This window comes from Magnetospirillum moscoviense (assembly GCF_001650635.1).
Taxonomy (GTDB): Bacteria; Pseudomonadota; Alphaproteobacteria; order Rhodospirillales; family Magnetospirillaceae; genus Magnetospirillum; species Magnetospirillum moscoviense.
The window spans coordinates 25,625-38,086 of record NZ_LWQU01000138.1 but is presented as its reverse complement, the minus strand read 5'-3'; the positions used below and the strand labels follow the sequence as shown (position 1 = coordinate 38,086).

Below are 12,462 nucleotides of genomic sequence, written 5' to 3'. Positions count from 1 at the left end.
AGGGATGAAGAAGCACCCGGACAGCTTGTCCTTGCGCTGGTCGGGAGCAATCTGGTGGTGATCCATCCAGGCGGTGACCCGCGTCGCCCAGCCGATGTCTTCCGCATCGAGCCGGTCATCGGCCTTGCCGAGAAGGACATGGTAGACCAACGCGTATTTGAAGGTCCGCCACATGACCCGGCGAAAGAACGACGACGGCATGTCGGCGTGGCTCCTGTATTGCCGCTTGAACACATGGATGAAGGCCATTTCCGCATCCCGGTCTACGACGTAAACCGGATGCAGGGGCAGGGCGGCAAGCTTCGTCCAGGCCTTCCTTAACGGGTCCAGGTTGGCGTCTTCCTCCAGCCGGTAGATGGGGAACATGTCCGGCGTTCGCTCGGGGTCGGCGTCGGCGATGATGAAGCCGAATCGCTGCATGAAGCCGTCGAGCATGCTTTCGGCGGTGACGTTGTCCAGGAAGGTCTGCTCCTCCGATATGCGGCGGAGAACATGGACCAAGGCGCGGTTCTCAGGCATATCAGAATGCCGATGGGCGACCGCCACCGAGAAAATGCTCGGGTCATGCCCTCGCGACAGGCGTTCCTTTAGCGTTGCTCCCCAGTCCACACGGCCTCGGACCTCCCGGCAAATGTTGCGGACGGATTGCGTCGATTGGGGCAAGCGCCTAAACAAAGCCGGTCCAACGGATAATAGGGCGGAGACTTCCTTCGAGGCTAGGAAGCGGAGATGTCTGAGATACGACAGATCTTGCCCGCTGAGTTGGGCAAGCATGTCCACCAGTTCAGAAGGGCGACGCTCGGCGCTAAGGCGCGAAACATATAGGGAAAGCAGACCAGCGCAAGCTTGGGCAAGCCGTGGTGAAAATCCCGACCTCTCCCGCCCGCTATCCCCGCCGATCTAATCCTGCCCCAGCAACCAATTTCAACGAACACGCCGTTTCTCCCCAGGAGGCGGCGTTTTGCGATTTTGTGTCGCAGGCCGCCAGAATGAAGCCACTCGCCAAAGTTTACGCCCCGTCATAGACTGCAGTAGGGGGTGGCCTACCGTGACGTGCTCCTGACTTGGGTTGCAGTAGGGCGGAGAGATCCGAATGATCGGCCGATTGGTCCTGTTTGTTTCCAACAACATACCCCAGTCCTGGCTGGTCATCATTGCACTGTCCGCGTCGATCGCCATTGGTACTGCATCGGCTGTCCGATCGGTGGATGAGGACGGGCGGCTGTCGCGCCTGAGTTTCGAGGCGAATCGCCAGGCCATTGCCATCATGTCCCAGACCCTGAACGGTAATTTGATGGGGTCGGTGTCCGTCCTTGGCTTATTGGACGAGGAGATCAAGGCCGAAGGCTTGGGGGGCGGCACCCCCAATACTTCGTCGATCCTCGCCAAACTTGAAAGCGTGGCCAAGGCCTACGACGCCGACGGAATCTTCGTGGTCGGCCAGGACGGTTTCATCCGCTCGTCGTGGGACAGCAGCGGCAAGCCGTCAACCGGCCTGAACGTCAAATTCCGCCCCTACTACCAGATGGCCATGCAGCGCAAGGAGAATGTCTACGCGGCGGTCAGCTTGGCACGTGGCGACCGCTCGCTTTATTTCACCGCGCCGGTTCTGGCCGACAAAAATCGTGACGGCGTCTCTATCGGCGGCGTGGTGGCTCGAACCAATTTGGTCAAGATCGACGCCCTGCTGAAGGACAAGGCCGACGTCACGTTGCTGTTGTCACCGCAAGGGGTGGTGTTTGCCGGCAACCGATCCGAATGGATCGGTTTCATGCAGGAACCGCCGACGTCCGAACTGCTGACGGCCATCCGTGAACTGAAGCAGTTCGGCGCCATGTTCGACAAGCGTGAACCGCAGTCCCTGCCGTTTTCCATTGATGACGACAAAGTCCATGTGGATGGACGGCGCTATGCGGTGGCCCGGGCCCAGGTCGGGTGGAACGATCCGTTCGGCGACTGGACCCTGGTGATGATGGAGGACTTGACCCGAACCGTTTCCGGTCGCGATTCGCTGTCGATCGGTGCCGGAGCGGGAATCGTCGTCGGAATCTTGTTGCTGACGCTGGTCAATATGATGCGCAGCCGCCATGCCCAGCATCTGTCGGCCGAACAGGTCGCCGCCTTCGCCCGCGCCCAGCAGCGTAGCGCCGAACGCAAGGCGCAGTTGGCGGGAACTGCGCTTCGCCTGCAGCAGGCGTCCAGCATTCCCGATCTAGCGGCAGCCTTCTTGACAGAATCCCACCATTTGACCGGCACCTTGCAGGGATTGGTCTATGTCCTGACGAACGACCATGATGGATTGATGTGCCTGGCGGCCGGCTATGCCGTCGATACCGGCATTCCGTCCGAAATCTCCCTGGGCGAAGGTCTGCTGGGCGAGGTCGCCTTGACGCGGGTCATGCGGGTCATCCCCACGCCTCCCGACGGGATATGGACCATCGGGTCCGGGCTGGGCAACACCCGGCCGCGGGCGGTGATCCTGGCGCCGATCTTGTTGAACGAATCGCTGCTTGGCGTGGTCGAGGTCGCTCTTCTGTCCCCCCCCGACGATGAAACGACGCGGCAATTCGAGGAATTGGTCGGGATTTTGGCCCTGAACCTGGAACTGGTTCGCCGACATGAACATATCGAGGAACGCCTGCAAGTCACCTCGGCGGCGGAAGCGGCCAAGAGTGAACAACTGGCGTTCCAGCAGGTTCTGATCGACAGCATTCCCTATCCGGTGTTCTTCCTGGAAGAGGATACCCGCATCGTCGGGGCCAACAAGGCCTATGCCGACACTTTCGGTGTCCGGATCGACCAGTTGGTTGGCCGAAAGATGACCGATCTGGAATTCCTGAATCCGGCCGATCGAGCTGCCTACCAATCCGAGAACGAGGCGATCATCACTGCTGCCGGTCGCACCCAACGCGAATTGCGTATCGCCCACGCTGACGGCTCTGTGCACGATGCGCTTTATTTCCTGTCCGGCTTTCGCCGTCCCGACGGCTCGCCGGGGGGGCTGGTCGGTACCTTCGTCGATATCACCCAGATGAAGGATGCCGAGCGTGAACTGGCCCGCCTGTCCGACGCCGACCGCTTCGCCCATCTAGCCCGCGGGCGTGAGATTCGCATTCTTGAACTCAAGCGCGAGGTCAACGCTCTCGCTGACGAAATGGGGCGTTCACCGCCCTACGTCACCGAATTGGTCGAGGCGGTGGGCGACCATGAAATCGAGCCGCATCCCGATTACGAAGCCAATTTCAACGTCCCCGGCCGGTCTTTGCAACTGGCCGACCTAGTCGATCTGGACGCCTTTCAGGAACTGTTCTCGAATTTCTGCGATGTGGTCGGGGTGTCGGCCGCCATCATCGACCTGCAGGCCAACATCCTGGCCTCGTCGCGTTGGCAACCGGCCTGCACCGACTTCCATCGGGTCAACCCGGATTCCTGTGCCCGCTGTATCGAAAGCGACACCGAATTGGCGCTGAAGCTGAAGGAAGGCGAGGATTTCACCATCTATCGCTGCAAGAACGGCCTGACCGACTGCGCCTCGCCGATCATCGTCGAGGGCCAGCATCTGGCCAATGTCTTCATCGGCCAGTTCCATGTGGGGCCGCCGGACATGGACTTTTTCCGCAACCAGGCCAAGCAGTTCGGCTATGACCAAGACCAGTACCTGAAGGCGGTCGCCGCCGCGCCGGTGATGGACGAGGCTCGTCTGCCGATCATCCTGGGCTTCCTGTCCGGTTTCGCCGGGCTGATTTCGACGATGTCACTGGCCCGCCACCGTGCCGCCGCCGCGCAGCAGGCATTGACCCGCCAAGCCGTCCTGTTGCGCCAGGAACGACTGGCCGCCATGAGCCTGGCCGAGGACGCGACCCGGGTCCATCAGGCGCCGTCCCGCCACGAAGGGGAGACGCAGCGATGAAGGTCATCCTGACCGCCATCGGCCAGTGGCCGCTGATGCGCAAGATGTTGCTGGGGTTGTCCTCGATCGTCGCCGTCGCCCTGGGCATCAATCTTTATTCCCTCTACAGCATGAACCAGATCAGCCGGACATTCGACCGGTTCTACGCCAACGAAATCGCCACCCTGTCCCACCTGAAGGAGGCCCGTGTCCAGTACGCCTTCATGGGCCGGGCGCTGCGCCAGGCCATCTTGCCTCAGGCCCCGGGTGAACGCGACACCGCCTATCGCCAGTTGGCCGACGCCGAAAGCGGTCTGCGCCGCGAGATGGACGAGGCGCGCAAGCGCCTGGACCTTGAAAGCAACAAGGCGGCCCTGGCCAGGTTCGACGCCGCCCTCAACCAATACAAGTTACGGGTCGAGCTGGTGGTCGCAGCGCAGCGTCGCGGCGACCTGGCGGATTCGCTGGCGCTGCTGGCGGCACCGGAATTCCAGCAGGCCGGCCGCGCCGCCAACGACGCTCTGGCTGAAATCGCCAAGGGGACCGAAGTCGTCGCCCAAATGACCGCCACCGCCGCCAGGACCCGGTCGGAAGACGCGATGGTGTTTGCATTGGCGATCCTGGGCGGTGGCCTCATCCTGGCGCTGGGACTTGGAATCGTCATCACCTGGTCGATTCGGGGGCCATCCGAACATCTGCGTCTGGCGGTTGACAAACTGGCCGATGGCCATCTGGACGTGACGGTGCCCCACACCGACTATCCCAATGAAATCGGCGGGTTGGCGCGTTCCATCGAGGTGCTGCAGGCTCAGTCCCGCCAATTGGCCGCCCAACGCTGGGTCAAGACCAACCAGGCGGCGATCGGATCGCAATTGCAGGCGGCAACCGACATCACCGACCTGGCGCGGGGCTTTCTGGCTCGTCTGGCGCCGCTGTTGAACATTGGGCACGGCGTCTTCTACTGCCATGTCGAGGCCGAGCGGCATTTGCGGCTGGTGGGCAGCTACGCCTTTCTGGCCCGCAAGACGTTCAACCAGACCATCGCCCTGGGACAGGGACTGGTCGGCCAGTGTGCGTTGGAACGCCAGCCAATCATCATCACCGAACCGCCAGAGGACTATGTTCGCATCAGCTCCGCCCTGGGCGAGGCGGTGCCCAGGGCCATTATGGCGTTGCCGATCCTGCATAACGACCAGTTGATGGGGGTGGTCGAACTGGCGACCTTCGAACGTTTCGGGCCCGACCAGGAATCCCTGCTGGAAGGGGTCATGCCGATCCTGGCGATGACCATGGAAATCCTCGAGCGCAACGCCAAGACGCAGGAATTGTTGGCCGAAACCCGGCGCCAGGCCGAGAACATGGAAAAGCAGGCGGCCCGGCTGGAGGAGCAGTCGGTCGAGCTGGAGGCGCAGCAGACCGAGATCAAGGCCACCGAGGCGTGGTATCGCGGCATCATCGAATCGGCGCCCGACGGCATGCTGGTCACAGACGAAAGCGGGGCCATCGTCATGGTCAACCCGCAGGTCGAGGCGATGTTCGGCTATGGGCCGGGCGAGCTGGCCGGCCGGCCGATCGAGGTTTTGGTGCCTGAATCGGCCCGTGGCGGCCATGCCGCCCAGCGCGACGGTTTCATTCACAGCGATGATCGCGCCCGTGTGGCAATGCGCGACCGCGAACTGCGCGGCGTGCGCAAGGATGGGGCCGAGTTCCCGGTCGAGGTCGGGCTGTCGCGGCTGCCGGCCATCGGAGGCCGCGGCCGGTGCATTTGCGCCTCGATCCGCGACATCACCGCGCGCAAGGTGGCCGAAGACCGCATGGCCATCCTGGAAGAACGCAGCCGCCTGATCCTGGGCGCGGTCCAGGACGGCATTGTCGGGCTGGACAACGATGGAATCATCGTTTTCGCCAATCCGGCGGCGTCGGCGCTGCTGGGCTATACCCCAGACGAATACCAGGGCATGGGCATGCACGCCCTGGTTCACCACCATTATCCCGACGGGCGCGACTTTCCGCGCGACGAATGCGCGATGTACAAGACCTCGGTCGATGGCCAGCCGCGCACCGTCGATTCCGAGGTGCTGTGGAAAAAGGATGGAACCGCGCTGCCGGTGGAGTACTCGACGACACCGGTGATCAAGGACGGAGTTCTGAAGGGCACGGTGATCGTCTATCGCGACATTACCGAGCGTAAGCGCCTGCAAGAAGAGATGAAGCGCGCCAACTTCCTGTCGGACGTCGCGCTGGAACTGACTGGAAGCGGGTATTGGCAGGTCGATTACAGTGACCCGGACTATTACTATCAATCGGATCGCGCCGCCAACATCCTGGGTGAACCGCTGAAGCCCGACGGTCGCTATCACCTGATGGACGAATGGTTCTCGCGGTTGCAGGAAGCCAATGAGGAGACCGCGCGCCTGACCGCCGAGCGCTATCAAGGCGCAATCGACGGCACTTACGACCATTACGACTCGACCTACGCCTACAAGCGTCCGGTCGATGGGAAGGTGGTGTGGGTCCGTGCCGCAGGCAAACTGGTTCGCGATGACGCTTCGGGCAAAATTCTCTATATGTATGGCGCCTATCAGGACATCACCGAGCGCAAACGCGCCGAAGATGAAATCAAACATATCAATATGCTGAGCGATTCGGCGCTTGACCTGACCAAGGCCGGATACTGGCTGATCGATTATAGCGATCCTGATTACTACACAAGTTCCGAGCGGGCTGCGGCGATCTTTGGCGAGATTCCGACGCCGGGTTTCCGCTACCACCTGATGGACGAATGGTACAGCCGCATTACCGCCGCCGATCCCGCCGTGGCAGAGGCGACAGGCTTGCATTACGCCGATGCCGTCGCGGGCAAGGTGCCGCGCTACGACACCACCTATTGCTACAAGCGCCCCATGGACGGACAAATCGCCTGGATCAGGGCCATCGGCAACGTGGTCCGCGACGGCAACGGCAACCCTCTGTTCATGTATGGCGTGTCCCAGGACGTCACCGAGATCAAGCAGGCCGAGGCCGCGGTGCTGCGCGCCAAGGAGATCGCGGAAGAGGCCACCAAGGCGAAAAGCGACTTCCTCGCCAACATGAGCCACGAGATCAGGACGCCGATGAACGCCATCATCGGGATGAGCCATCTGGCGCTGCAGACCAAGCTGGACAAGAAGCAGCGCAACTACATCGAGAAGGTCCACCGTTCGGGCGAGAACCTGCTTGGGATCATCAACGACATCCTCGACTTCTCGAAGATCGAGGCCGGCAAGATGAGCATGGAGGCCATCGACTTCCACCTGGAAGACGTGATGGACAACCTGGCCGGCCTGGTCGGTCTGAAGGCCGAGGACAAGGGCCTCGAACTGCTGTTCAACATCGCCCCCAACATTCCCACCGCCCTGGTCGGCGACCCGCTGCGCCTGGGCCAGGTTCTGATCAACCTGGGCAACAACGCCGTCAAGTTCACCGACAAGGGCGAGATCATCGTCGGCGCCGAGATGGTCAACCGCGCCGACGACCGCGTCACCTTGCATTTCTGGGTCCACGATTCCGGCATCGGCATGACGCCGGAACAATGCGGGAAGATGTTCCAGAGTTTCAGTCAGGCCGATTCCTCGACCACCCGAAAATACGGCGGCACCGGCCTGGGCCTGGCGATCTCGAAGAATTTGGTCGAGATGATGAACGGCCGCATCTGGGTCGAAAGCGAGGCCGGCAAGGGCTCGACCTTCCATTTCGAGGTCCATCTGGGGGTGCAGTCCCAACCGGCGCCCCGGCGGACTTTCCGTCCCGACGAATTGAAGGGCCTCAGGGTCCTGGTGGTCGATGATAATGCCTCGGCGCGCGAGATCCTGTCGGTGATGGCCAAGGGCTTCGGGCTTGAGGTCGATGCCGCCTGGGACGGCCGCCAAGCCCTGGATATGATCGCCGCCGCCAACAAGCGCGAACTTACCTACGACCTGATCCTGATGGATTGGAAGATGCCGATCATGGACGGCGTCGAAACCGTCCAGCATCTGCAAGCCGATCCGGGCGCCAATATTCCGGCGGTGATCATGGTCACCGCCTATGGCCGCGAGGAGGCCCTGACCGACGCCCAGGAACGCGGTATCGCCTTGAAAACGGTGCTGACCAAGCCGGTCACCGCCGCCAGTCTTCTCGAGGCCGTCGGCGAGACCCTGGGCAAGGGCGTGGTGGTCGAGACCGGCACCCAGGACAAGGCAGCCGGCTACCAGGCGGCGATGAAGGCGCTGGACGGCGTCCGTGTCCTGCTGGTCGAAGACAACGAGATGAACCAGGAACTGGCGACCGAATTGCTGAGCCAGGCGGGGATGGAGGTGGTTGTCGCCGTCAACGGCCAGGAGGCCCTGGACATCCTGGCCGGCGATTCTCGCTTCGACGGTATCTTGATGGATTGCCAGATGCCGGTGATGGACGGCTATACCGCCACCCGGCTGATCCGCGCCAATCCGGCCCTGGCCCATATCCCGGTCGTCGCCATGACCGCCAACGCCATGGCCGGTGATCGCGACAAGGTCGTCGAGGCCGGCATGGTCGACCACATCGCCAAACCGCTGAACCTCGACACCATGTTTGCCACCATGGCCAAGTGGATCAAGCCGGGCCGGACAGTGGTGCCGCAATCGGTGGAAAAGCCGGTTCCGGTTCCTGCTCCTGTGGTTGGCGGCCTGCCCGACCTGCCCGGCATCGACGTCAAGGCCGGCATGGCGACCATGGCCAACAAGGAATCCTTGTTCCTGCGCATGCTGGCCAAGTTCCGTGACGGCCAGGCCGGTTTCGCCCAGGCCTTCGCCGCCGCCCGCGTCGATGCCGATCCCACCGCCGCGACGCGGGCCGCCCACACCCTCAAGGGGACTGCTGGCAATATCGGCGCCAAGGGGGTTCAGCAGGCGGCGGCGAACCTGGAACAGGCCTGCAAGGAGAATCGCCCAGCTGTCGAGATCGACGCCCTGCTGGCCGTGACCCTGGCCGAGTTGGCCCCGGTGGTTGCCGGGCTGGGCCGGGTCGGGGGGACGGCCGAGACGCCGGCCAAGCCCGCTGCCACAGCCGATACCGAGGTCAAGGCGACCCTGGGACGGTTGGCCGCTCTGCTACGCGACAGCGATTCCGAGGCCGGCGACGTGCTGAAGGCATTGATTCTGAAGATCGCGGGTACCGACCTGGCCAAGGCGTTGCGGCCGGTGGCTGCCGCCATCGAGGATTGCGACCTTGACGGCGCGCTGGAAAAACTGACGGCGGCAGGCCTGCCATGAGCTTGGCCGTCGCTGCCGTGCCTACCCCCACATCGCCGTCGCATGTCGCCGGGATCGGCGCCTCGGCGGGTGGCCTGGAGGCGATGCTGGCGATGTTCGCCCGCATGCGGCCGACCGGACGGCTGGCCTTCGTCGTCGCCCAGCACATGGCCGACAACGGCCACAGCGATCTGGTGGTGCGGCTGATCCAGCGCGAATCGGTTCTACCGGTGGTGTTGGGAGAACATGGCAGCCGCTTGGCGGCCGACCGCGTCGTGGTCATTCCCGCCGGCAAGGACGGCCATGTGAAGGGCGACATCTTAAGGCTGTGCGATCCGGCCCCGGAACATCTGTCCACGCCGTCGGTCAATGCGCTGCTCACCTCGATTGCCGACAGTTGGGGGGCTGCCTCGATCGGGATCGTCTTGTCGGGAACCGGATCGGACGGCGTTGCCGGGTGCCGTGCGATCCGTAATGCCGGCGGGCTGACGCTGGCGCAGACGCCTGCGGAAGCCAAGTTCGACGGCATGCCCGAGGCGGCCATCCGCGCCAAGATGATCGACGAGGTGCTGCCGGTCGAGACTATCGGTGACGCCTTGGCGTTGCGCTTCCCCGCAGCGGGGGCCGCAATCCTGACCGCGCCGTCTCCGTCTCCGTCTCCGTCCGGTCTGGCTGTGGGCGAGGCGACGATGGCCGATCCAGTGGTGTCGGCGGCGCAACATCATGAATTGCAGGTGTTGATCGCCAAAGTCCACGAAGCCACCGGCATAGATTTCTCCAGCTACAAGGAAGAGACCTTGCTGCGACGGCTGGACAAGCGCAAGTCCACCCTGGGCATCACCACACCCGACGCCTATCAGGCGCTGATCCGCAAGGATCCGGGGGAACTTGACACCCTGCAGCATTTGTTCCTGGTATCGGTGTCGTCGTTCTTTCGTGACTGCCAATCATTTCACGTCCTGGAACGCGCCTTGGCCGGCGCCCTGGCCGACAAGCCTGACGGCGAACCGTTTCGAATGTGGGTGCCGGGTTGCGCCTCGGGCGAGGAGCCCTATACCCTGGCAATCATCCTGGCCGAGTTGATGCGGGTCACTGGGGACCGGCGCCCGATCGCCATTACCGCCACCGACCTCAATCCGGACGCCCTGGCCACAGCCCGCGAGGGGCTTTATCGCAAGACCGCTTTCAAGGAGGTCGAGGATTCCTTGCGTGACCGCTATTTCCACCCGCGCGGCCAGCATTACGAAATCGACCCGGCCATCAAGGCCTGCGTGACCTTCGAGCGGCGCGACGTGCTGGCCGGGCCTCCTCCCTCAGGCCTGGACCTGGTCAGTTGCCGCAACCTGTTGATCTACATGAAAAGCCACTTGCAGGATGATCTGGTAAAGCTCTTTCATCAGTCCTTGCGACCCCAGGGATTGCTGTTTATCGGCCAGTCGGAATCGCTCAGTTTCGTCGGCAACTCGCTTTTCGCCCCCATCGATCATTTCCACCGACTCTTCCGTCGTCGTCGTTGAAGTCCCCGGAAAGGACGGTTTATGAAAACGCTGATTTCCTCGGTCGAACGGTTGACCCTCACCACAAAACTGGTGATCGGATTCTCGACGGGTATTGTGGCGGCCTTGGTGATCGGGCTGAACGCCCTGTCCGGGTTGTCGGCCTTGGAAGCCGAGATGGAAAGGATGTACCAGAACGACCTGCTGGGCATTTCGCACATCAAGGACGCCAACCTGAATCTCATCTATATGAGCCGGTCGATGCGCCACATGCTGATTGCTCAGGATCAGGTGGTTCGCGATTCTGCGATGGCCCAGATCAAGCGGGCGCGGGAGAAGCTGCTGGTCGATCTGACCGAGGCCCGCAAGCGCATCTATCGTCCCGAGGTGATCGACCGCTTCAATTCGTTCCAGAACGACCTGAACAAAGCACTCGAGGGTATCGAGCATGCCGTCGTATTGATCAGCCGCGAGGAAATGCGTTCGTCGGCAGCGGCCCAATACATCACTAGTCCCGAGTTCGGTGCTGCCGTCGCCAAGGCTGACCAGGCCCTGCATGATCTGGTCGAGATCAAGGAGCGGGCGGCCGATGCCTCGTTGGATCAGGCGCGGGAGGAGTCGCGCCAGGTCAAGGTTTACTCGATCATCTTGTTGCTTGCCGGAATCGTCGTTTCCGTGTTCGCCGGCATCGTCATCGGCCTCAGTATCCAGCGACCGAACAACCGCCTGAGAAATTCGGTCGAAGATCTGGCGGCCGGCAATGTCGATGTGGTCATCCCCCATACCGACTACCCCAACGAGATCGGAGTGATGGCTCGGGCCGTCGGCGTGTTGCAGACCATCTATCGCAAGGCCAACGACCAGCATTGGGTGAAGTCGCACGTCGCCGAGGTCAGCGCCGCCCTGCAGCAAGCCGAGGATTTCGGTGAACTGACGCAGGTAGCCGTGTCGAAGATGGCGCCGACTATCGGAGCCGGACATGGTGCTTTCTACGTCGCCGACCGCGACGGCCGCTACAATCTGCGGGCCAGCTATGGTTATCGCGAGCGCAAGCACCTGTCCAACGGCTACATGCCAGGCGAAGGTCTGGTCGGGCAATGCGTGCTGGAGCGCTCGACCATCATGCTGACCGCTCCCAAGGACTATATCCGCATCAATTCGGGACTGGGCGAAGGGCCGCCGGCTTGTGTCGTCGTTCTGCCGGTCATGCATGGCGACCGCGTCCTGGGCGTCCTTGAGATGGCGTCGTTCCAGCAAATCGGCGATCGCGAACGGGCGGTTCTGGACGGCCTGCTGCCAGCTTTGTCGGCCAGCATGGAAATCCTCGACCGCAACCTGCGCACCAAGGAACTGCTGGCCGCGACCCAGGAGCAGGCTGAGCGGATGGAAAAACAGGCTGCTCAACTCGAGGAGCAGCAGGTCGAGATGGAAGCCCAGCAGTCCGAACTGCTGGAAACCGAGAACTGGTTCCGTAGCATCATCGAGACCGCGCCCGACGGCATGCTGGTCGCCGACGCCAAAGGACGCATCCTGCTGACCAATCCCCCTGCGGAGACGATGTTCGGCTACGAGGCAGGGGAACTGATCGGAAACGGTTTCGATCAGTTGTTTCCGGTCCGTCTGCGCGACCCTCAGGGCGGTCTGTCCCAGCAAATCTTGATCGATCACCCCAGCCGGGTGATCGATGGCGGGGCAGACATCGTGGGGCTACGCAAGGACGGCGCCGAGTTCCCGATGGTCATCGCCTTCAGCCCGCTGCCGCCGCGCGGCAGCCGAGGCAAATGCATCAGCGTTTCAGTTCGCCCCCGAGCGGTGTCATAAAGAGATG

Annotated in this window: 5 protein-coding genes; 4 read left to right on the top strand and 1 reads right to left on the bottom strand. The window is 62.6% G+C overall.

What is annotated here, in order from left to right:
• A partial coding sequence (locus A6A05_RS10440) for a hypothetical protein (protein ID WP_156521005.1) occupies nucleotides 1-609 on the bottom strand: 609 nt, incomplete at its 3' end.
• A gap of 658 nt (nucleotides 610-1,267) precedes the next feature.
• Between A6A05_RS10440 and A6A05_RS10435 the strand changes: the two genes are divergently transcribed.
• The 4 genes from A6A05_RS10435 to A6A05_RS10420 are packed head-to-tail and all read left to right on the top strand — an operon-like array spanning nucleotide 1,268 to nucleotide 12,455.
• The gene (locus tag A6A05_RS10435; protein WP_245644261.1) at nucleotides 1,268-3,910 is read left to right on the top strand and encodes a PocR ligand-binding domain-containing protein; all 2,643 of its coding nucleotides are present in this window, start codon (nucleotides 1,268-1,270) and stop codon (nucleotides 3,908-3,910) included.
• Nucleotides 3,907-9,159, top strand: a complete 5,253-nt coding sequence (locus A6A05_RS10430) for a PAS domain S-box protein (RefSeq protein ID WP_068500305.1) — start codon at nucleotides 3,907-3,909, stop codon at nucleotides 9,157-9,159. Before A6A05_RS10435 ends, A6A05_RS10430 begins: the two co-directional genes overlap by 4 nt.
• On the top strand, nucleotides 9,156-10,655 hold the full coding sequence (locus A6A05_RS10425) for a CheR family methyltransferase (RefSeq protein WP_068500302.1): 1,500 nt from the start codon (nucleotides 9,156-9,158) through the stop codon (nucleotides 10,653-10,655). The genes A6A05_RS10430 and A6A05_RS10425 overlap by 4 nt, the downstream gene beginning before the upstream one ends.
• Nucleotides 10,656-10,676: 21 nt before the next feature.
• Nucleotides 10,677-12,455: an MCP four helix bundle domain-containing protein gene (locus A6A05_RS10420; protein ID WP_068500299.1), complete on the top strand. Its 1,779-nt coding sequence runs from the start codon at nucleotides 10,677-10,679 to the stop codon at nucleotides 12,453-12,455.
• Nucleotides 12,456-12,462 lie beyond the last annotated feature (7 nt).

What these genes read in the sequence shown, in the direction of transcription:
- A6A05_RS10435 (WP_245644261.1), top strand. Translation starts at nt 1,268, where the DNA reads ATGTCCCAGACCCTGAACGGTAATTTGATGGGGTCGGTGTCCGTCCTT.
- A6A05_RS10425 (WP_068500302.1), top strand. Translation starts at nt 9,156, where the DNA reads ATGAGCTTGGCCGTCGCTGCCGTGCCTACCCCCACATCGCCGTCGCAT.
- A6A05_RS10430 (WP_068500305.1), top strand. Translation starts at nt 3,907, where the DNA reads ATGAAGGTCATCCTGACCGCCATCGGCCAGTGGCCGCTGATGCGCAAG.
- A6A05_RS10420 (WP_068500299.1), top strand. Translation starts at nt 10,677, where the DNA reads ATGAAAACGCTGATTTCCTCGGTCGAACGGTTGACCCTCACCACAAAA.